This is a genomic window from Oceanobacillus alkalisoli, from assembly GCF_022213125.1.
Classification (GTDB): domain Bacteria; phylum Bacillota; class Bacilli; order Bacillales; family Amphibacillaceae; genus Oceanobacillus; species Oceanobacillus alkalisoli.
In genome coordinates, this window is sequence record NZ_JAKNRA010000013.1 from 1 (window position 1) to 20,009 (window position 20,009).

General features: G+C 36.7%; 25 protein-coding genes and 2 pseudogenes. 23 read left to right on the plus strand and 4 right to left on the minus strand.

Translation table 11 applies throughout. The features are described from left to right. Positions 1-410: 410 nt before the first annotated feature. A complete protein-coding gene (locus tag L3V42_RS14260; RefSeq protein WP_235763924.1) occupies positions 411-614 on the plus strand; it encodes an SHOCT domain-containing protein in 204 nt (67 codons plus the stop codon). Between the two features lie 39 nt (positions 615-653). Here L3V42_RS14260 and L3V42_RS14265 read toward each other — a convergent pair whose 3' ends face one another. Then, positions 654-1,202 carry a nitroreductase family protein gene (locus L3V42_RS14265; protein WP_235763925.1) on the minus strand — a complete coding sequence of 183 codons (549 nt, stop codon included), beginning with the start codon at positions 1,200-1,202 and terminating at the stop codon, positions 654-656. 167 nt (positions 1,203-1,369) lie between these two features. Between L3V42_RS14265 and L3V42_RS14270 the strand changes: the two genes are divergently transcribed. The 11 genes and pseudogenes from L3V42_RS14270 to L3V42_RS14320 all read left to right on the plus strand — a co-directional run bounded on the left by L3V42_RS14270 (position 1,370) and on the right by L3V42_RS14320 (position 6,647). Beyond that, complete coding sequence (locus tag L3V42_RS14270) at positions 1,370-1,828, plus strand: DUF2269 family protein (RefSeq protein ID WP_235763926.1); 459 nt, start codon at positions 1,370-1,372, stop codon at positions 1,826-1,828. A 99-nt stretch (positions 1,829-1,927) separates the two neighbouring features. Continuing rightward, complete coding sequence (locus L3V42_RS14275) at positions 1,928-2,176, plus strand: hypothetical protein (protein WP_235763927.1); 249 nt, start codon at positions 1,928-1,930, stop codon at positions 2,174-2,176. Between the two features lie 17 nt (positions 2,177-2,193). Next, positions 2,194-2,337, plus strand: a pseudogene (locus L3V42_RS14280) (MFS transporter); the annotation flags it as partial. Positions 2,338-2,364: 27 nt separating this feature from the next. Next, positions 2,365-2,859, plus strand: coding sequence for a hypothetical protein (locus L3V42_RS14285; protein ID WP_235763928.1), 495 nt, complete (start codon positions 2,365-2,367; stop codon positions 2,857-2,859). A 217-nt stretch (positions 2,860-3,076) separates the two neighbouring features. Next, positions 3,077-3,457, plus strand: coding sequence for a hypothetical protein (locus tag L3V42_RS14290; RefSeq protein WP_235763929.1), 381 nt, complete (start codon positions 3,077-3,079; stop codon positions 3,455-3,457). Between the two features lie 58 nt (positions 3,458-3,515). Then, complete coding sequence (locus L3V42_RS14295; RefSeq protein ID WP_235763930.1) at positions 3,516-4,079, plus strand: GNAT family N-acetyltransferase; 564 nt, start codon at positions 3,516-3,518, stop codon at positions 4,077-4,079. A 21-nt stretch (positions 4,080-4,100) separates the two neighbouring features. Then, complete coding sequence (locus L3V42_RS14300; RefSeq protein ID WP_235763931.1) at positions 4,101-4,502, plus strand: cytidine deaminase; 402 nt, start codon at positions 4,101-4,103, stop codon at positions 4,500-4,502. Between the two features lie 315 nt (positions 4,503-4,817). Next, on the plus strand, positions 4,818-5,042 hold the full coding sequence (locus L3V42_RS14305) for a hypothetical protein (protein WP_235763932.1): 225 nt from the start codon (positions 4,818-4,820) through the stop codon (positions 5,040-5,042). Positions 5,043-5,111: 69 nt separating this feature from the next. Next, entirely contained in the window at positions 5,112-5,582 is a 471-nt protein-coding gene (locus tag L3V42_RS14310) for a DUF1648 domain-containing protein (protein WP_235763933.1), read from the plus strand. Between the two features lie 138 nt (positions 5,583-5,720). Then, positions 5,721-6,296 (plus strand): hypothetical protein, encoded by a 576-nt coding sequence (locus L3V42_RS14315; RefSeq protein ID WP_235763934.1) that lies wholly within the window; start codon positions 5,721-5,723, stop codon positions 6,294-6,296. Between the two features lie 66 nt (positions 6,297-6,362). Then, positions 6,363-6,647: an aminoglycoside 6-adenylyltransferase gene (locus L3V42_RS14320; protein WP_235763935.1), complete on the plus strand. Its 285-nt coding sequence runs from the start codon at positions 6,363-6,365 to the stop codon at positions 6,645-6,647. Positions 6,648-6,979: 332 nt separating this feature from the next. Here the strand turns inward: L3V42_RS14320 and L3V42_RS18360 are convergent, their stop codons facing one another. After that, positions 6,980-7,390: a M20/M25/M40 family metallo-hydrolase gene (locus L3V42_RS18360; protein ID WP_369412908.1), complete on the minus strand. Its 411-nt coding sequence runs from the start codon at positions 7,388-7,390 to the stop codon at positions 6,980-6,982. Here L3V42_RS18360 and L3V42_RS14330 point away from each other — a divergent pair. The 3 genes and pseudogenes from L3V42_RS14330 to L3V42_RS14340 form a co-directional block, all read left to right on the plus strand. Continuing rightward, a pseudogene (locus L3V42_RS14330) lies at positions 7,340-7,645 on the plus strand (VOC family protein); the annotation flags it as partial. The gene L3V42_RS18360 and the pseudogene L3V42_RS14330 sit on opposite strands and share 51 nt — an antisense overlap. A 27-nt stretch (positions 7,646-7,672) precedes the next feature. After that, on the plus strand, positions 7,673-7,897 hold the full coding sequence (locus L3V42_RS14335) for a hypothetical protein (protein WP_235763936.1): 225 nt from the start codon (positions 7,673-7,675) through the stop codon (positions 7,895-7,897). A gap of 477 nt (positions 7,898-8,374) precedes the next feature. Further along, entirely contained in the window at positions 8,375-8,914 is a 540-nt protein-coding gene (locus tag L3V42_RS14340) for an HD domain-containing protein (protein WP_235763937.1), read from the plus strand. Between the two features lie 302 nt (positions 8,915-9,216). Here the strand turns inward: L3V42_RS14340 and L3V42_RS14345 are convergent, their stop codons facing one another. Both L3V42_RS14345 and L3V42_RS14350 read right to left on the minus strand, forming a co-directional pair. Then, positions 9,217-10,020: a TIGR00266 family protein gene (locus L3V42_RS14345; protein ID WP_238472273.1), complete on the minus strand. Its 804-nt coding sequence runs from the start codon at positions 10,018-10,020 to the stop codon at positions 9,217-9,219. 129 nt (positions 10,021-10,149) lie between these two features. Then, complete coding sequence (locus L3V42_RS14350; RefSeq protein ID WP_238472274.1) at positions 10,150-11,184, minus strand: D-alanyl-D-alanine carboxypeptidase family protein; 1,035 nt, start codon at positions 11,182-11,184, stop codon at positions 10,150-10,152. A 378-nt stretch (positions 11,185-11,562) separates the two neighbouring features. Here L3V42_RS14350 and L3V42_RS14355 point away from each other — a divergent pair, with 378 nt between their 5' ends. The 8 genes from L3V42_RS14355 (at position 11,563) to L3V42_RS14390 (ending at position 19,661) form a co-directional block, all read left to right on the plus strand. Then, a complete protein-coding gene (locus L3V42_RS14355; protein WP_238472275.1) occupies positions 11,563-13,623 on the plus strand; it encodes a BglG family transcription antiterminator in 2,061 nt (686 codons plus the stop codon). 41 nt (positions 13,624-13,664) lie between these two features. Next, positions 13,665-14,111 (plus strand): PTS sugar transporter subunit IIA, encoded by a 447-nt coding sequence (locus L3V42_RS14360; RefSeq protein WP_238472276.1) that lies wholly within the window; start codon positions 13,665-13,667, stop codon positions 14,109-14,111. A 21-nt stretch (positions 14,112-14,132) separates the two neighbouring features. Continuing rightward, a complete protein-coding gene (locus L3V42_RS14365; protein ID WP_238472277.1) occupies positions 14,133-14,438 on the plus strand; it encodes a PTS sugar transporter subunit IIB in 306 nt (101 codons plus the stop codon). Positions 14,439-14,466: 28 nt separating this feature from the next. Beyond that, positions 14,467-15,882 (plus strand): PTS galactitol transporter subunit IIC, encoded by a 1,416-nt coding sequence (locus L3V42_RS14370; RefSeq protein WP_235763942.1) that lies wholly within the window; start codon positions 14,467-14,469, stop codon positions 15,880-15,882. 147 nt (positions 15,883-16,029) lie between these two features. Then, positions 16,030-17,085 (plus strand): galactitol-1-phosphate 5-dehydrogenase, encoded by a 1,056-nt coding sequence (locus L3V42_RS14375; RefSeq protein ID WP_238472278.1) that lies wholly within the window; start codon positions 16,030-16,032, stop codon positions 17,083-17,085. 37 nt (positions 17,086-17,122) lie between these two features. Beyond that, a complete protein-coding gene (araD, locus tag L3V42_RS14380; RefSeq protein WP_238472279.1) occupies positions 17,123-17,815 on the plus strand; it encodes an L-ribulose-5-phosphate 4-epimerase in 693 nt (230 codons plus the stop codon). 97 nt (positions 17,816-17,912) lie between these two features. Next, positions 17,913-18,572 carry a deoxyribose-phosphate aldolase gene (gene deoC, locus L3V42_RS14385; protein WP_238472280.1) on the plus strand — a complete coding sequence of 220 codons (660 nt, stop codon included), beginning with the start codon at positions 17,913-17,915 and terminating at the stop codon, positions 18,570-18,572. Positions 18,573-18,611: 39 nt separating this feature from the next. Continuing rightward, complete coding sequence (locus tag L3V42_RS14390; RefSeq protein ID WP_238472281.1) at positions 18,612-19,661, plus strand: 2-hydroxyacid dehydrogenase; 1,050 nt, start codon at positions 18,612-18,614, stop codon at positions 19,659-19,661. Positions 19,662-20,009 lie beyond the last annotated feature (348 nt).

The following is a 20,009-nucleotide window of genomic DNA, read 5'->3' on the forward strand; positions in this document are numbered from 1 at the left end:
ATATGGAATTTTATAATGAAGAACGATACCAAACGAAATTAAACAGCCTAACACCGTTAGAATATCGGTACCAGGCTGCGGCATAGATTTTTATTTTTTTACTGTCCACTTGACAGGGCGCAGTTCAGCAGAGCATTTGTCCCAGTTTTGGGACGTGGCAGGCTTGAGTTAATGGGAAGTGCTAATTGTCAATTCCCCTAATAAGTTGTCTTTTGTCAGATAGGGCAGAGATGAGCTTTATCAGTTCCCGCAAACAGTGCTTATTTGTTAAAAAGGTCATTGATAACGCCAATCACTACCCAATATCAATATTAAAACACAAAAACAGGCACTGACCGATTCATATCCCATGTTATTACTGCCAGAGTAACCACCATTTCCTGGCCAAGCCAACAGGAGGTGTATATGTTTTGCCCGAAGCTATGATTATCCGATTAATTGTTACTGCGGTTGTACTCGTAATCATCGTTGTTATTCTCATCCGCTTTCGAAATGGTCATTCGCCGGAAGCAGATCCTTCTGATTCGCTTGATATAATGAAAAGGCGTTACGAAGAAGGGGAGATTACGAAAGAAGATTATGAAGAGGCAAAAAGGCGTCGAGGCAAAAAATAAACTGGGATAAGGTCACTGACCCCATTGTCCCAGTTTTGATCATGCTTTAAAGCGGGTGAATTTTTCTTCGAGTGGTGTTCGTTCTTTTGGTGCGGGTTTTTCGTCGAAGTATCCAAGGTGGATAAAGCCGACGATTTTTTCATTATCTGTAACATCAAGAATTTCTTTTACTTTCGGCTCATATATATGCGGATTTGTTTTCCAGACGACACCAAGCTGTTTCTCCCAAGCAAGCAGCCAAAAATTCTGAATCAGTGTTGCAATTGCTCCGAAGTTTTCGTCCCACTGTTTTTCCAGTTCTGGAACATTCATCACCGCGACTAATATCGCATTTGGTTCGTTCAAATAGTTCTCCCGGTTCTCTTGTCTTTCTTCTGGATAAGTTGACGCTACCCGTTTCGCAAATACCGGAAGCTCTTCTTCGCCTACGAAAATAAAGCGCCAAGGTTCACGCATGCCGTGAGTCGGTGCCCAGCGCGCATCCTGCAATAAATCCCGCACGACTTCTTCTGTAACCGTTTTATCATTATATCCCTTTTTAATCGCTCGTCGCTCACGAATAATATTCGCTAAATATGTCTTCTCCATTTTACAAGTCCCCTATTTATTTAATCTATTCTTCTATTGATTGTAGTTCAGGATGAATGATAAAGCAATTCGCATGGAAAGATTCAATCGTTTGTGAGGCTCATCACTGACTTTTTCTAGAATTGAAGTAAAATAGGAGGTAGGTAAAGGAATTGGAGGATACATATATGACGCTTTACGACGCACTTGTGTTTATACATATTTTCTCAGCTATTCTCGGTATGGGTCCGGGCATGGTGATGACTGCTGTCGTCACGCTCTCGAAACCAGCTACGATGACGGAGTTAAGGCATTCTTTTAAAGTGAGGAATTCATTACATATTTTTACAATGATTGGCGGAACGCTGTTGCTCGTTACTGGATTATGGATGGGAGCATTGAATCCATATTGGTTCAGCCAAGGATGGTATATTGTTAGTCTTGTACTCTTCCTCGTTGCGCTTGTGATGGGACCGGTCGTCCTTAGCCCACGTTCAAAGCCGATTAAGCAATTGTTTGTCGATGTAGAAGGGGAAGAAATCCCTGAAGTGTATTACGATTTATCGAAGGAGTTATTCCTCTATGAACGGATTATTAATGTGATTTTCCTTATTATTATAGCGTTGATGATTTTAAAGCCGTTTTAGAAGGATTAAAGCGGCTTTTCTTATTGTGGGAAATATTTGAAAATGGATTTCTCCGACTAATGAAATATGTTACCCTTTACTTCAAAGGGGATGATTGGAATGAACGTTTCAAGACCTCGATTGCTTTTCAATATTAGCTTGCTGCTTCTATTATTGGTGCTGTTTTTACTGACGTACCCAACTTCATATTCTTCTTTGCTCATGGTAATTTTCATTGCAGGCATATATCATACAGTAGCCTTTTTTATTAGAGATAAAAATAAAAAAGCGAAATGGAGCTTATTTGCAGTATTTTTCGTTGTGCTCTTTTTAGCGATTCTGTTAATGGGAATTTTATTACCTAAATAAATAAGGCGGTGTACATCATAAAAAATCTAAAAGACTGGAAACATCCCGCATTACTACTCACAACAATCGGCATATCAAATATTGGAGACTTTATCCACCTCGTAGCAATAAACCTCATGGTATACCAGCTTACTGGTTCAGCAGCGGCAGTGGCAGGACTGTAAAATAAGCTAAGGGAGGAGAAGAAATTGAGGTCACTACTAATGCTTATTGCTTGCTTATTTTTGCTGGGAGCCTGTAGTTTCAATGAAGAAGGAAGTCATTTTCCAGAAGAAATGCCTGAAGACTTTGATTTCGTTTTGAATTATGGCTATGAGGCAAGAGATGTGATAAACACATATGAAAATACCTATACCAAAAATATGATTTCGAGCGATGATGAAACGGTAAAAATGATATTATTAGAAGAGGAAATGGAAACAATGTATGAGAAAATGAAAGAAGCTGATATATTGAAATCAGCGGAAAATGCTGCTAAATCTCAATGTGCAGATCCTTATGAAGTAAATGAACTTAAATTGACAATGAATGGCGAAATTTATCAAAGAGAATGGATTACATCCTATTGTGACAATGTACCTGACAATAAGTTAAAAAACTTCATGGAATTTGTACACCAAGATATCATTATGAAAAAAGAGGAGTACAAGGAATTACCTGAACCCTCAGGTGGTTATGATTGAATCTTAATCGCTTTGTGAATATAACTGATTTTAAAACTGTCACACTCAAACTAACTGGAGCATTAGTAGAATAAAATTCAGCTTATTGTACGAAAGTGCCGGGTGTTTAAGAAAGGTAGCAGTCTTTTTTCTTGTGTTGAATATTTTGAAAAAAATGAATTATAATGAAGCCTATATTCAGCGGTATCGTATGTAATAAAAAAGGGGGTTATGCACGATGCTTCGAAAGGTAATGTTGTTAGGGTTATTTTTGATATTGCTTTCAGCTTGTAGTTCCAATACCTTCACTTTTAATGGAGAAACGAATAATTGGTCTGCAACATTGAAAGTTACTCAACACAGTAACGACTATGAAGACCAAGAATTCAAATTGGAATATCAAGGCGACGATGTTAGTGCAGTTGGAGATATAACTTTTGAGGTTGATACTAATGCTGGAGGATTTGCTGGCAGCGGTTATACATTAAGTGAAAATGGTGTACTAAATATTGATAATGAAGCAAACCCAACCAATGCCAAAATAATTGAAAATTCCGAGGTGGAAGTAATAGTAGAGTGGAACGATAACATGGAGACGATTATATTAACTAGCGATTAGATATTAAACAAAAATTCAGTCACCAATTAAAAACATAGAAAGTGGAAGGGGAAACGAAATGAATCCTTTGCTGTTAGATGTTCCTTTACAATTAGAATCGGACAGACTAATCCTTCGAGCGCCCCTACAAACTGGGGACGGAGAAATTGTAAACCAAGCAATTAGAGATTCCATTCATGAATTAAAAGAATGGTTGCCATTTGCCCGAGAAATTCCTGCTGTTGAAGAAACGGAGGTAAATTTAAGAAATGCTCATATCGATTTTTTGAAAAGAAAAAGTTTCCGTTTTCTCATTTTCGATAAAGAGAGCAATGACTTTATTGGGATAACGAGCTTCGAGAGGGTAGACTGGAACATTCCCAAATGTGAAATTGGATATTGGATTCATACAGGGTTTAGTGGTAAAGGTTACATGACGGAAGCCGTAAAAGCATTGGCTGACTATGGATTAAAGGATATGGGGTTTAAAAGAATTGAAATAAGATGTGAACCAACCAATCTCAAAAGTCGTGCGATTCCTGAAAAACTTGGGTTTGCGTTAGATGGTATTTTAAGAAATGATGATTTATCTGCAGATGGCAGCGAACTAAGGGACACTTGTATTTATTCTATTGTAAAATAAGGAAAAAAGGAGAAAGAGAAAATGGACACTAAACAAAAACTTTATCAGGCAGCAATAGAATTGATAGAAAAGAGATATCCTTCAGGTTGGGGAGGGGCCGCAGCAATGTATACGGAAGACGGGAAAATTCTAACCAGTGTAGCACCAGATGTTATCAATGCTTCGACGGAACTATGCATTGAAACTGGTGCAATTCTTGAAGCACATAAACGAAATACAAAGGTCACTCATACGATCTGTGTTGTTAGGGAGGATGAGCATTCTGAATTTACCATTTTAACCCCTTGTGGTGTATGTCAAGAAAGGTTATTTTACTGGGGAGAAGATGTAAAAGCTGCTGTAACGAACCCAAATGGTAAATTAGAATTTAAAACTTTACAAGAAATACAGCCATATCATTGGTTTAAAGCCTATGAAGATTAATTTTAATTAAAGAAGCTATGTACGTTGAATTTAAGTATTATACATCTTTAAAAACTCTGCTTTTTTGCTGGGATTAACGCAATAATCTTAAGCAGATTCACACGCCGTTACCTATCCGAAAATGAACTGCAATATTCATGTATCCATTATTCCTTTTGCGGGTCATGTTGTGCATCTAGATCAGCCGGAAATTTATAATAAAATTGTTGAAGGGTTTATTGGTAAAGCAGAATCATTAACGTGAGTCGCTTAATTTTAAGAGGGAAAATAGTTTGTTTTACTTACATCGTGTGTAAATGAACAGGAGGAATTATATTGAAGGATATTAATGAGTTTGAGGGAACTTTGGCTGCTATTGATAGACTTACAGAAGAGGATGCCAAATCCTTGTTAAAAATAATGTATGGATTTGTTAATACTGCTATGACAGGAAATGGGGGGAATGAAGTGAAACTAGAGGTCGTACATAAGCTATCAAATATTTATAAACGTACCTCAGATCTTAACGAGTTAAGAAGTAAATACGCTAAAAAGAGCTGATTAGTATTTAGATATTATAAATATACTTGACGGAACGTAGGAAAAAGTCTAAACGGAGGTAAAAGTAAAATGAGAAACAAACGCTTTAAAATAATTCTTTCCATCATCTCCATTTTAGTTTTTGGTTATCATACGTTCAGCTTATTTTATCTCTGGTCAGATATTCCAAGTCAGATCGCCATCCATTTTACTGGTAAAACACCAGATAACTGGGGTTCTAAATACTTTTTATTTGTGATACCAGTTATAAGTATTTTTATTTGGTTCCTTATTGGCGTATTAGTCAAAAGTCCGGAAAAAATGAATTATGTTAATTTAACGGAAGCTAATAAAGAAATCCAGTTTTCTAGAACAGGTAAAGTGATGTTGCTTATTCAAAATTTGAGCTTTATATCCTTAATATTGGCTAACGAAGCAATGCTGAGAAATGCAGCAGGAATCGAGTCTGCTTTTCCTTTTGCAATTTCGCTTCTTCTTTTAGCCATTTGCTTTATCGCACCTTTTTATCTTCTATTTTGGGCATTTTCATTGAAGTATTGAAGAAATGGAATTTTACTGAACATTATGCACGTTCACAGGAGAGGGTAGAAGCTTTTTCATTACTTAAATCCATTTTATAGAACTACATAAAATAATCGTAACTCCATAGAATAAGCCTATAAGTTAGGAGGGCATTTTATGGATTATAGCAAATATCGGGAAGAGATTTATGAAAAAACAAATGAATTAAGTGAACTGATATCAGGCTACTGGAACGCGTATTCCAGTTTTGATACATGGCAGTTTTGGGTATCTCTGTTGCTTTTTATACTGCCATTGGCTTTACTTTTCTTTACAGTCGATCGAGAGAGGATTTTTGAAATCTTTTTCTTTGGCTATACGGTGCATATTTTATGGACCTATGCCAGTGTCATTCTTGAACATTATAATTTGATGAATCATACACACTTTCTGCTCCCTGCTCTGCCATATTCATTGAATATAACGTCATCGCTGCTCCCTGTAGGTTTTTTACTATTGTACCAGTATACAACAAGACATAAGAAGAATTTTTATTTGTATACTCTGCTGTTAAGTGCAATATTTGCATTTGGGTTTGCAACAATAGAGGAATGGTCGGGCTTAATAGAGCTTCGTAGGGGGATGAATTATTTCTACATCTTCCTTATTGATATTGCAGTTGTGTTCATTTCATACTGGTTTACATTGTTTATAAAAAGAGTGAAAGATAATCATACCAAAGTGAAAAAGTAACCTCTCGCGGGGTTACTTTTTTAATGACCAATGAAGATAAGGAGTTTAATGGAGAAATAAGGCAGTTTGGAAAGGGTGGTGAGTTTAGCAAAAGATGTTGCAGAACAATTATTATTTACATATCCAATGAATGACGATAAGAAAATGACGAAATACCTTGAACATATTAGGCAGTTACCAGTTGATGCACAAGGACATCCTCTTCAGATGTCTCCTTTTCTTATTATGATGTTACTATTATTTTATCTCTTGCCAAATCCATATAAAGGTTTTGCAATACTCGTTGCACTTGTTTTTTGGGTAGTATGGTGGATATGGAACTTTATTGCTGATAAAAAGAAAAAGATATAGATCCACTAACTCTATACCATACTAGGCGAGAGGGCGCATTCTTACGATATGCTCCTAGATCAATATGCGATACAAAGAGGATTTGTTTTCATAACAAATCCTCTTTGCCGCCAGTGTTAAATGGAAGGACGGTTTGGACCATTAAGTTTTTTGTTACCTTTAATTGCAGTAGATTTCTCTCTCTGCTGCTGACGCTCTTGTTTTTGTATTTCTTTGCTTTTATCCATGCAAAAACCTCCTTTACGTATAGTGTGTCTAATTTGATGGAAATGATTTATATTAACGCAGGCAAAATGCTTTTATTTATCGCAATAACTCTAATCCTTATAACATTATTTTGTTAATCCCCAAATTAATTCCTTATAAAGATCAAAAAATGCAAAGTAGTAATCTTTATAAACATATTCATCTGTTTTATGTGCCATTTTTGTTTCGCCTGGACCGAACATCATGAATGGGAAGTTATCATCTTTGCCTCGTAATAAGTTTGATGCATCCGTCACCCCTGGCGAACCTTTAACAGAAATATCTAAGTCTAAATACTTTTTACCGAGTTCTTTAGCAAGCTCAACCATGTCAGATTCTCCTGACGTGAAAACACTTGGTAATGACATGGTTACTTCAACATCAATATCAGAGCCTTTTTTATTGTAGTTGTCAGCTGTTTTCTTGAATAACTCGATTACTTCATCTATACCTCTTTTCAAGAATGGGAAAATGGACAAAGCTGGAAAATAGATCAAACATATATTGTCTTTGTACAGGCGGAAGACCGGTTTTTAGATATTCCATATCATAGATGTAGAGTGGGGCTTAATCACCTGGCGTTTCATGCTAGTTCACGTCAGCATGTAAATGAAATGGCGGATAAGTTAAAAGATAGAGGAATAAATATTCTTTATCCAGATAAACATCCTTTTGCTGGCGGGGAAGATCACTATGCGGTGTATTTTGAAGACCCGGATAGGATTAAAGTAGAGCTTGTGGCACCTGAATAGTTATTAGAATAGTCATAAGTATAGCTGTTGTTTTTTCTTAACTTAAAGCGTTTCGACAAAAGAAGTATAAAAAAGAGGGAACAAAGAATAGAAATTAAACAAGCAGCTGTATCCGACGCAGCAATTATTCATCACTTAATGCTTCAAGCTTTTGTAGAATATAAAAATGAAACCCCATCATCGAATGCTTTGGAAGAAACACATCAATCCGCTTCAAATGCTTTGGAAACGGGAGAAAAGGCATTAAATTAAAAGTAGGATTTTTGAAGTTGGAGTGTTAGCAGGTAATATGTAATGTTTTATAAAAATCGAACGAAGCTTAAGAAGCGTTTTGTATAAAGGGGTAAAGCTAAATGGAAATTAAAATAGGAAAGAAAACTATTACTTCAAAGTCAATATGTAAGTTAATGTTTATCATGGTTCTATTTGCTACTATAACTCAAATGATTATTAATTTGCTTTCTGACAGGAGTATCTTTGCGGGAATGGTTGTTTTCTCAGCTTGTGTAACAGTTGTATGTTACTATTTTAGTAAGGAACGAGTGTAATAGCTAAACAAAGCAATCATCAAGGTGATTGCTTTTTCTTTTAGAATAATATCAAGATCAGCGGTATGTCTATTGAAAATAAACGCCAAATATGATATAGTCGTAAAAATTTAGCATTATAACGTTAAAGGATTTAAGGGAATATACTGGATGGTATCCAGTAATAGAAGGAGGTTTTCTGATGAGAAGAATTACACTAGAAGAAGTTTTCCTACATCCGATCACTCAGAAGTATCTTCAGCGTTCAGGGATTGCTCACGCTGTAGCTGTAACGGAGTACGCTTATATTTTTGCAAAACGATTTGAAGTGGATGCGGATTATGCAACAAAAGCGGCGCTCCTTCATGATGTTGGCCACTACACCTGGTACCGGGATGGTGAATGGGATTATGACCTTTATAAGGAAAATGATATCCATGCGATCAAAGGTGCCAGCCGGGCACATAAATTATTAATTAAGCTGGGGGAAGATCGGCATGCCGCGAAGAAAATAGCAATTGCTATCTTGCTCCATACAGATTCATACTTGCCTGATGGGCATCTAGAACTCGAACCGCTTCAACAAGTCGTCGCTTTGGCTGATGAAGCAGATGAAGAGGGGGGAGGCAACCATCATTATAAGGAAATTGACTTTGAAAATGCGCTTTTGCGAATCCGTGCGCTTGATGTACAGATTAACCAGGATTTGCGTGAGGGAAATGAGGCTCGGGGTGTCAGTTGAATTAGAACGTAATAAAAACGATAAAAAAAGCTCGAATGAACAGGATACGTAACGCATGAGGTAAACTGTTTGTTCGGGCTTTTTTGTGATGAAAAAATATGTTTTTATTTCCTCGGATTATATCCATCCAAAAAAGTAAAAACGCATAACTAAAAACTAGCCTAAAGTTATGCGTGTTTGTACAGTCTTTTGCTCTCTTGTTTCGACAAATTTCCCGGGAAATATTGTGAAAAAAGATACCTAAACAAGTTTTTATTTCTGTATCTTCCGTAAAAAGTCAATCGTGCGTGACGGGGCAGCTTCTATTTCCTATCCCCGCCGAGTAAATTAAACAGTCCTCCTGCAATACTGCCTTCTCCTTTTGATTCCGATCCCGCTCGCTGTGGAGCTGCTGCAAACACTCGGCTTGCGAGTCTGCTGAAAGGCAACGACTGTATCCAAACCGTTCCAGGACCACGGAGCGTTGCGAAAAATAGACCTTCTCCACCGAATAATGCTGTTTTAATCCCGCCAACATATTCAATATCATAGTCTATACCTGAAGTCATTGCTACAAGACAACCTGTATCGACACGCAGTACTTCCCCAGCAGTTAACTCCTTCTGGTGAATCGTTCCACCTGCATGGACAAAAGCCAATCCATCTCCTTCAAGCTTTTGCATAATAAATCCTTCTCCACCAAAGAATCCAGTTCCAATTTTGCGTTGTAATTCAATTCCAACGGATACCCCTTTTGCAGCAGCTAAAAAGGCATCCTTTTGGCAAATCAATTTTCCATCGAGTCGACTTAAATCCATTGGAATGATTTTTCCCGGGTAAGGTGAAGCAAAGGAAACGTGTTTTTTTCCCATTCCTTCATTTGTAAATGCGGTCATAAACAAGCTTTCCCCTGTAATCAATCTTTTTCCTGCACCAATAAACTTGTCCATGAGTCCTCCGCTATGTTTTGATGAACCATCTCCAAAAATGGTTTCCATTCGGATCTGGTCATCCATCATCATTAAACTTCCAGCTTCAGCAACAACCGTTTCATCTGGATCAAGCTCCACTTCTACAAATTGCATATCAGCACCGTATAATTTGTAATCAATTTCGTGATTATTCATTGCTTCACTTCCTCTCCATATTTAATTGTATTACACTTAAACGATGAAAAGGTTTCAAAAGATTCGAATCATTTATAGGGCTAAAAGCTCGGAGCGCTATTGGACGGCAACTCCGAGCTTTCATTTGGCTTATTCATTTTCCGTGAAGTATTCTTCCATTGTTTGGTCGTTCTCCAACATTTCTGTTGCAGCTCTTACACCAACATAACGCAAATGCCATGGTTCGTATTGGTATTGCGTAATATCTTCCTTCCCTTCTGGATAGCGGATAATGAAGCCGAATTTATGCGCATTTTCCGCGACCCACTCACCCTCGGGAGTATCTCCAAAATCAGTCGTCAATTGATAACCGACAGCTGCACTCGTAATATCCATGGAAAGTCCGGTTTGATGTTCCGATTCTCCTGGACGCGCGCTGAAGATGTTCGCCTCCTCCTCACCATGTTCACTTGCATAGGCATGGAATAAGGAGACTTGGGTATCATAACCACGATAACCAGATTGGGCAAATAACTCATGTCCTGCCTCTTTTGCTTCATTGAATAATTCTTCCAATGCTGTTGCAGCGGGTGCACGTAATTGTTTCTTCGGTAAGTCTTCTTCAAATGGGAAACTTACATCTGGAACGACAAGGTCATGGGGGATATAATCATCTGGTAAAGCTCGTTCCTTGTTTATAATTGCGAGCTGGTCATACGGATTGCCGACAACGATAGCACCACTGCCTGTTGTGACAGGTTCAGCAAGTGGTGGGAGACCATCTCCTGATTCCACTGTAAGTTCCCCTGCTAAAACTCGCTTAAGCGCAAGTTGTGTCGCTTCATCATATATTCCTGTCACATCTAAATCATCCAGCTGTAATTGAATATCTGTGATGGCCCAGGCTGTTAAGCCAGAGTAAATGCCATCGGTTGGGAGTGTATAGCCGATCTGTTCTAGAATATTTTGCAGTTCAGTAACAGCATCCCCCTCATCGAGTTTTTGCAATTCAGTACTTGGTAGAGTGCTATTTTCATCATCTGCTTTAACATCTTCATCGGTTTCTTTTGTTGCATCTATCTCTGAATTAGATTGCCCGTTAGTTGTTTGTTCCCCGTCTGTGCAAGCAGCGAGTACTAAAATCAATGTAAAAAACACGGTAACGATAATTGACTTTCTGTTCATTTCAATCCCTACAATCTTCATAATTTACGTGGTTAGCAGTTTATATTTTCTCATAGGAGGGGGGGGGAGGGCAAGAAGTAAAGGATAATTAAACCTCAATTTTAGCTGGGAGTAGAACGATAGATCAAAAGACAAAAAGTCGTTTTAAAGGACACACTCAAGATGTATAAACCTATAGAAATAATGAAAAGCCTCCTGTTTATAGATTAATTAATTAATTAATTAAATGCAGTTAGTTATTATGAATATGTGACTCGAATTCTTAAATATTCCTTGTAAATCACAACAAAGTACAATGATTGTCCGACACTTTGTGATGAAAGCGTCACCATAAGAGGTGGAAACGATGTTACCATTATATATGTAGGAGGGAAGACATTGGGGCTTGGTGATAGGAGTACAAAGATTCTAAATGAATTAATTAGTAATCCGAGCATAACTAGTACAGCAATTGAAAAGAAGTATAACATTACCAAAAGACAATTAGGTTATAGCATCAAGAAAATTAATGAATGGCTCGAGCTAAATGATCTTCCAATTATAGAAAGAACCAGGCAAGGACAATTTGTTATTAATCAAGTTATTTTTACAGAGTTAGCTACCAGCGAAGATGTAATGCTTGTTTCAGACTCGAATATTCTTACGGAAGAACAGCGTGTGTATCTTATTTTGCTGATGCTGTCGAGTTCCAAGGAAGAGTTATCATTAAATCATTTTACAATTGATTTAGATGTCAGTAAGAATACAGTCTTAAGTGATTTGAAACTAGCTCAGGAGTTATTAAATGATTATCACCTGGTGATTCGCTACTCAAGAAAACATGGTTATTTATTGGAAGGAAAGGAATTTCAAATACGCAAACTTCTCATCAATATCACTTACCAAGTGTTGCAAATGAGTAATGGAGAAACAAGGTTTAAGGAAATTGCTTCTCTTCATTCTCGCGATATTGAAGAATTCACGAATCGAATTATAAAGGTGGAAAATGAACTAAGCTTACGATTTACAGATGAAAAATTGAAAACGATGCCGCTAATTTTATTGCTTATCCTGAGAAGGGTTGAACAGGGCTATGTTATTGAAACTATTCCCATAGAATATGAAGAACTGTCTAATACAAAAGAATACCAGGCAACAGAAGAGTTGCTCTACGATTATGAGGACATTGCAAAGTCTGAAAGGATATTTATTACCTTACATTTGTTAACAGCAAATATCTTCTCTTCGGAACTTGTGATGGAGGAAACAATACCCAATCTGGCTCCAGCTATTGATAACATGCTTAGACAATTTGAAAAGAGTGCATGTATTTATTTGAAAGATAGGGATCAGCTACTAGATAAATTGTTTCAACATATCAAGCCAGCATATTACCGGATTAAATATCACCTGACGGACAGCACTGTTCACATACAAGGGAAGTTAGGTTCGCAATTTAAAGAGTTGCATCATTTAGTTAAACGTTCAATAGGCCCGTTAGAAGACCTGATAGGTGTAACGATGCCAGATAATGAAATTGCTTTCATCACGATGTCAATTGGCGGATGGATGAACCGCCAAGGAGAAAGCATTGATAAGAAAGTCAAAGCAATTGTTGTTTGCCCGCAAGGTGTATCTGTTTCAAGGATTTTGTTTAATGAGTTGCGAGAGCTATTTCCAGAATTTGTGTTTTTAGACTTTTTGTCGGTTCGTGAATACCTTCATTATCCATTAGATTTTGATATAGTATTTTCTCCAATATATATTGAAACAGAGAAAAAGCTTTTTGTTACGAAAACTTTTCTTGGTCAAGAAGAAAGGAATCGTTTACGAAATCAGGTCATGCTGGAGATCCATGGATATGTTCCGAACGACATTGATATTAATCAAGTCGTTGAAATCATTTCTAACCATGCAGTGATTCAAAATGAAAAAGAGTTGGCTAGAGCATTAGAAGGTTATTTTAATCGCGATGATAATTCAGCCATTATCAAGCAAGTTCAAGAAAGTGATGAATTGAACCTAAATGAAATGATAACACCGGATAGGATTATATTAAGGAATACTGTTTCTTCCTGGGAGGATGCTGTTCGAATCGCTGCGAGATCACTAGTTAAAAATGGAAATATCGATGAAACCTATGTAGATACGATGATTCAATATAGTTTACAAGACTCCTATATCATCATCGGTCCAGGTGTTGCAATTCCACATGCAGCTCCAGAAGATGGGGTTCATAAAGTGGGAATGAGTATGCTGAGAGTTCGGAATGGAGTAGATTATCTTCAGACCAATCGAATTCAGCTCATTGTTGTCATAGCTGCAGAGGATAAGCAGCAACATCTACGTGCTTTAATGCAGCTTATGAATTTATCGGGTTCTGATGAAGATCGGAATAGGGTGATAAATGCTGTTACGGTTCAAGATGTGCATAATATCTTGAGTCAATATTCTAATTAAATCATGGGTTTATCAATATTTTAAAGGGGGTGAGGACAGGTATGACAAAAATGTTTTATAACGCCAAGTTAGATGCTGATAGTTATATGGATTTAATTAATAAGTTAGGAAAACAAATGTTTGAAGCTGGATATGTAAAAAAGACATATATTGATGCTGTTTTAGAGAGAGAAAAGGCTATGCCTACTGGACTTAGAACAGGACATATCAATGTAGCCATACCACATACAGATGTTACACATGTCAATGAGTCAGCAGTAGTTGTAGCTACTTTAGAACATCCTGTTAATTTTAACTTGATGGATAATCCGGATCAACAAGCCGAAGTAGATATTGTATTTCTACTTGCAGTGAATGATCCAAGTGAACAGCCAGTGTTATTATCCAGACTGATGTCCTTGATTAAAGAGAAAGAAATCTTAAATAAGATTAAAAAGGCGAATGATAACCAAGCTTTGGAAGAAATATTATCACTTAAAATGGAATAAAAATTTAGGAGGAATTATATTATGAGAAACTCATTTAAAGTATTGTCAATTTGTGGTTCAGGTACAGTAACGTCAACTATGGTAGCGGGTAAAGTAAAAGAAGAAATGGAAGAAAGAGGATTTACAATTTCTACTAATACAGGCAAACCAACAGAAGCTTTAAGTTTAGCGCAAAGTAATGATTATGACTTAATTGTACACACAAGTCCATTACCAGATGGTGAATATGGAATTCCTACAATTAGTTCCGTTAGTTGTCTAACTGGTATGGGAGAGGAAGAATTTTTCGATGAAGTTGAAGAAGCACTAAAATCTTTAGCAAAATAAATAGTAAAAAAGGTAAGGGGAGACACCTATGTTAGAAACTCTTCAAACTATATTTAACGCATTTGGTGCCGCTATTTTGGTACCAATCATTATCATTGTCATTGCATTAATATTAAAAGTACCACTGAAAAAATCCCTGATGGCGGGTTTAAGTGCAGGTATAGGTCTACAAGGTTTCACGTTAGTTATTAATTCATTTACACCTATAATAGCGCCAGTTATTGAAGGGATGGTAGAAGGTACCGGAATTAGTTTAGCTGCGTTTGACGTAGGTTGGCAGGCGACATCTATTGTAGCCTATTCTACTCAACCAGGAATGGTTTTCCTGGCAGTAGGTATTATTTTACAAACTGTTCTATTCCTTGTGAAATGGACTGATGTATTCCAACCGTCTGACCTATGGAATAACTATTCCTATGCTATCTGGGGCTCTATGGTTTTTGTTGTTACAGATAGTATGTTGTTAGCGCTTGGCTGTATGATTCTATTAAACTTATATAGTCTATTAAACTCCGAAATAATTGCAAGAAGATGGTCTACTTATTATGGATACCCAAACACAACAATTGTAGGGATGCACAATATTGAGCCTGCTATGTTTGGTCTAGTTATCGATCCAGTCCTAAACAAGCTTGGTTTCAACAAAGTTAAAATAAATCCAGAAACTTTACAGAAAAAGCTTGGTTTGTTTGGTGAACCAACTGTATTAGGATTCTTTATAGGTGCTCTTATCGGATTAATAGGTAATATAACGGTATTAGGCACCTTTGAAGCGTGGGGTTCAATCTTAACGGTAGCTGTAGCGACAGCTGCAGTGATGGCGATATTTCCAAAAGTAGCTGGTATCTTTGCAAATGCCTTTACACCGATTACGGATGCAGCAAGAAAATCTACAGCTAAAAGGGAAAAAGGATCAGGTCGTGAATGGTTCTTAGGTATTAACGATGCGGCAGGTTTTGGTGAGCCAGCAACATTAACGTCGGGGCTGCTTTTAATTCCAATTATGGTGTTAATGGCATTTATCTTACCGGGAAATGAAGTTATTCCTGTTATTGATTTAGTCGCGCTGCCATTCATGGTTCAAGGCCTTGTTGCTTTAACGAATGGTAATATGTTAAAGGTTATGGTAAACGGCATTATCTGGTTTAGCTTAGGACTTTATGTTGCAACTTCTACCGCACCTTTATTTACAGAAATCGCAATGGATGTTGGTATTGCGCTGCCTGCAGGTGCGTTACTCATTACAAGTTTTAATGTTCTAACTAAGCCACTTGCATCACTAGTATTCTTTGCATTCTTATCAGGTAGCCCGCTGTGGATTGGAGTAGCCATCGTTGCTTACTTAATTCTTTGGTATGCATTTAGAAAAAATAAATCTGCTTTCTATGATTATCTTGATCGTCAAGCTGCCAAAAATGATCCAGTAGAAGAAACAGCGGTTTAAATTAGATTAGGTTGTTAGTTTGTAAAGAAAAAGTTAACGAACAATTTTTAGATCATTAATAACGATGAAAAAGGCGTTTTACAACAATTATATATTGTAGGTAGAACTCCTTTTTCAATTTTACTATAGAAGTTGAGGGGAAACATCATGGAAGGAAAAATGAAAGCAGCAGTACTACAATCACTTGGAAACATTAAAACAGAAATGGTGGATATACCAAAAATAAACGATGAGGAGGTGCTGATTAAAGTTAAATTTGCAGGAATCTGTGGTTCGGATGTGCCTCGTTCGATGACCACGGGTGCACGAATATATCCATTAATCCTAGGCCACGAATTCTCTGGTCAGGTTGTCGAAGTGGGTGCTAATGTAACTGAAATACAATCTGAAGATCGTGTGGCAGTGGCACCCCTTATACCTTGTGGAGAATGTCAACATTGTAAAGCTGGTAATTATGGCTTATGTGATAACTACAATATTATTGGAACTGGAAGTAACGGGGCGTTTGCAGAATATGTCAAAGTGCCAAAAAATCATGTACTAAAAATTGACGACGAACTGGATTTTGAAACAGCGGCTGGAATTGAACCTGCAGCAATCGGCTATCATGGTTTACAAAAAGCGAACATTGAACCAGGGGAAACAGTCGTAATTATGGGCTGTGGATCTATCGGTCAATTGACATTACAATGGGCGAAAATCTTTGGGGCTTCTACCGTCATTGCAGTAGATATTTTCGATGATAAATTAAAACTTGCGAAAGAACTTGGAGCGGATATTACGATCAACTCTAAGGAGGAAGACCCTGTGGAGAAAATTAGAGATCTTACTAATGGTGGTGCTGATGTCGTTGCTGAAACAGCTGGTAATGTTATCACACAACAACAATCTATTTTAGCAGCAAAGAAAAAAGGTCGTGTTGTATTCTTAGGGATTACTCATAAAGGATTAGATTTAGAAGAAAAAACAATGGATCATATCTTACGAGGCGAAATCACAGTTCAAGGTTCCTGGAATTCTTATACTCCTGCTTATCCGGGACTAGCGTGGAAGGCGACACTAGATTATATGACAAAAGGCGATATTCAATTTAAAAAAATGGTTTCTCATAAAATATTAATTGAAGAAGTTGGCGAATATTTGAAGGGAATGGCCGATCGAACTCTTGATTTTAATAAAGTGTTAGTTTCCTTAGAAAACTAGGGTTATAGAATAAATATCTTTATAGGGAGGTAATCAAATGTTGGAACAATTGAAACAAGAAGTATTAGAAGCGAATTTAGGATTACCAAAACATGGGCTGGTTACTTTTACTTGGGGAAATGTAAGCGGAATTGATCGAGAACAAGGATTAGTCGTAATAAAACCAAGTGGGATTGAATATAACAAACTGACTGTAAATGATTTGGTCGTTGTTGATTTAGATGGAAATGTTGTAGAAGGAGATTTAAACCCCTCTTCCGATACTAAAACTCATTTAGTATTATACAAGAATTTCACTGATATTGGGGGAGTTGTTCATACTCATTCCTCTTGGGCAACCAGCTGGTCTCAAGCAACTAGAGATTTACCTGCACTTGGAACAACTCATGCCGATACATTTTATGGTACTGTTCCGTGTACAAGAAATTTAACAAAAGATGAAATTGAATCAGATTATGAATTGGAAACTGGCAACGTGATTGTAGAAACTTTTAACAAACGTAATATCGATCCTAATGCTGTACCAGCTTCCCTAGTACATGGACATGGACCATTTGCCTGGGGAGGAAATGCTCAAAAGGCATTGGAAAATGCGGTTGTTCTTGAAGAAGTATGTAAAATGGCGTTTTATACGTATCAATTAAATTCGGAAATAGCTAATTTAGATCAGCATTTGCTTGATAAACACTATTTAAGAAAGCATGGAGCAAACGCATATTATGGTCAATAAGAGTTATAAAAATAGAAAATGCATCCTCTTGCATTTTCTATTTTTATAATAGGGACAAAGCTGAAGCTGTTATTTTCTAAAGAAAGGAAGTAAGACGATGAATAGAGAAGAAATAATTTCAATAATTGATTATACATTATTAAAACCGACTGTAAATAAAGATGATATTACTGCTTTTTGTAATGAGGCAATTGAATATGGATTTTATACAGTGTTTGTTAATCCGCATTATGTTCAATTAGCTTATAGTCTCCTGTCTCCCGTTCAAATTAAAGTTGGGGTACCAATTGGCTTTTCCCTTGGTGGAGCGACTACTCATACCAAAGTAGAGGAAACAAAGGAAGCAATAAAGAATGGAGCAGAAGAGATTGATATGTTAATTAATTTAGGGGCTCTTAAATCGAAAGAATATAACCTTGTTAAGAACGATATCGCTGAAGTTGTAAAAGCATCAGGAGGACTAACAACGAAGGTTATTATTGAAACGGGATTATTAACACAAGAGGAAAAAGTTACTGCAACTGAATTAGTCGTTGAAGGTGGAGCTGATTTTGTGAAAACAGCCACAGGATTTAACGGTGGGGGAGCTACTGTTAATGATATTGAATTACTTCGCTCAGTAGTCGGTAAAGACCTTGGGGTAAAAGCAGCTGGCGGAATACGCACGTATCAAGATGTAGTAGATATGGTTAATGCGGGTGCAGACCGAATTGGGACAAGTGGAGCTTTAGCGATTATTGATAAAATCAAAAAGTAATTTACTATATGATAAACCGAAAGAGTAGGTTGATAGGGAATGTCAAAGGTGATAGTCGTTGGAGATGCTTTAGTAAGTAGTTCAACATTAGAAAAAGCTGCACATCAATTAAGTATTGAAAAGCCAATTGAAGTAACTAAATATGAGTGGAATTCTAATGTATCGAAACATGAATTCCGTCGTTATATAAAACTTATTGAAACAAATGGTCCGGAAAATGTAGATATTCCACAGGGTATACTAGAAGATTTACAAACAGCTGATTATTTACTCGTTCATTATGCACCTGTTTCAAAAGAGATGATAGAGAATGCGGCTCAGCTAAAATTAGTTGGAACTTGTCGAGGCGGAATAGAACATGTGAATATACAAGCTTGTAAAGAGAAAGAAATTCCAGTTATACATGTCATACGGAATGCAGAACCTGTTGCAGACTTTACGATTGGTTTGATGTATGCAGAAACAAGAAATATTGCGCGTGCTCACCATAATATTATGAAAGGCAAATGGGTGAATGAGTTTGCAAATGATTCATATAAAACAACTTTAAGTAATATGAAGGTGGGGATTTTAGGATTAGGTAATATTTCAAAGTTGGTAGTAAAACGATTAAATGCAATGGACGTAGAAGTGTTAGCATACAGTAAGCATGCAAATGCGGCTCAATTGAAATCAGATGGATTAAAGGTCAGTATGGTTGATTTTGAAACTTTATTTTCGGAGTCTGATATTGTCTCTCTACATGCCAGAGTTACACCTAAAAATATGAATCTAGTAAATAAAAATGTAATCAATCTAATGAAGCCCAGTAGCTATTTGATTAATACTGCTAGACCCGAACTAATAAACAGGAAGGATTTAATCGATGCTCTTCAAAATCATCGTATAGCTGGAGCAGCTTTGGATGTATTTTGGGAGGAACCGATTGATTCAAATGACGAATTGCTTAAATTAGAAAATGTTACGCTAACTTCGCATATAGGCGGGGATACGGTTGATGCAATCCCTAACTCCCCATATTTATTGCGAGATGCCATAAATGACTATTTGAAAAACGGAGTAAGTGATATGTTAGTTAGTTTTAGATAAACCATTCAAATTTTATTTTAATTACTATTTCAGAATGTAAGATATTAATGTGGATTGAATATCGGAGAAACTATAATAAAAATGAACTGTATCAACCTTACTTTCCAAATATTTTAGATCCTGTTTAAGTTGTAAACGAGGTTTGCATCTAAGAAACTAAAACTAGGTAAGAATATGTGGAGAAGTGGATGAAGATGAAACACTTTCACTAAGTCTTGATCTTGATGAATTCTCAACGAGGGCAGTATTGCTATTAAAAACACGCTCTCAAATTGCTCGTTTGTCTATAAAAGAAATGGTAAAATTAACTTAATGAACATTATAATTACACACAATAAAAAATAGAAA

What these genes read in the sequence shown, in the direction of transcription:
- deoC (WP_238472280.1), top strand. Translation starts at nt 17,913, where the DNA reads ATGAATAGAGAAGAAATAATTTCAATAATTGATTATACATTATTAAAA.
- L3V42_RS14370 (WP_235763942.1), top strand. Translation starts at nt 14,467, where the DNA reads ATGTTAGAAACTCTTCAAACTATATTTAACGCATTTGGTGCCGCTATT.
- araD (WP_238472279.1), top strand. Translation starts at nt 17,123, where the DNA reads ATGTTGGAACAATTGAAACAAGAAGTATTAGAAGCGAATTTAGGATTA.
- L3V42_RS14350 (WP_238472274.1), bottom strand. Translation starts at nt 11,184, where the DNA reads ATGAACAGAAAGTCAATTATCGTTACCGTGTTTTTTACATTGATTTTA.
- L3V42_RS14390 (WP_238472281.1), top strand. Translation starts at nt 18,612, where the DNA reads ATGTCAAAGGTGATAGTCGTTGGAGATGCTTTAGTAAGTAGTTCAACA.
- L3V42_RS14295 (WP_235763930.1), top strand. Translation starts at nt 3,516, where the DNA reads ATGAATCCTTTGCTGTTAGATGTTCCTTTACAATTAGAATCGGACAGA.
- L3V42_RS14270 (WP_235763926.1), top strand. Translation starts at nt 1,370, where the DNA reads ATGACGCTTTACGACGCACTTGTGTTTATACATATTTTCTCAGCTATT.
- L3V42_RS14375 (WP_238472278.1), top strand. Translation starts at nt 16,030, where the DNA reads ATGGAAGGAAAAATGAAAGCAGCAGTACTACAATCACTTGGAAACATT.
- L3V42_RS14310 (WP_235763933.1), top strand. Translation starts at nt 5,112, where the DNA reads ATGAGAAACAAACGCTTTAAAATAATTCTTTCCATCATCTCCATTTTA.
- L3V42_RS14300 (WP_235763931.1), top strand. Translation starts at nt 4,101, where the DNA reads ATGGACACTAAACAAAAACTTTATCAGGCAGCAATAGAATTGATAGAA.
- L3V42_RS14365 (WP_238472277.1), top strand. Translation starts at nt 14,133, where the DNA reads ATGAGAAACTCATTTAAAGTATTGTCAATTTGTGGTTCAGGTACAGTA.
- L3V42_RS14360 (WP_238472276.1), top strand. Translation starts at nt 13,665, where the DNA reads ATGACAAAAATGTTTTATAACGCCAAGTTAGATGCTGATAGTTATATG.
- L3V42_RS14265 (WP_235763925.1), bottom strand. Translation starts at nt 1,202, where the DNA reads ATGGAGAAGACATATTTAGCGAATATTATTCGTGAGCGACGAGCGATT.
- L3V42_RS14345 (WP_238472273.1), bottom strand. Translation starts at nt 10,020, where the DNA reads ATGAATAATCACGAAATTGATTACAAATTATACGGTGCTGATATGCAA.
- L3V42_RS14340 (WP_235763937.1), top strand. Translation starts at nt 8,375, where the DNA reads ATGAGAAGAATTACACTAGAAGAAGTTTTCCTACATCCGATCACTCAG.
- L3V42_RS14275 (WP_235763927.1), top strand. Translation starts at nt 1,928, where the DNA reads ATGAACGTTTCAAGACCTCGATTGCTTTTCAATATTAGCTTGCTGCTT.
- L3V42_RS14290 (WP_235763929.1), top strand. Translation starts at nt 3,077, where the DNA reads ATGCTTCGAAAGGTAATGTTGTTAGGGTTATTTTTGATATTGCTTTCA.
- L3V42_RS14315 (WP_235763934.1), top strand. Translation starts at nt 5,721, where the DNA reads ATGGATTATAGCAAATATCGGGAAGAGATTTATGAAAAAACAAATGAA.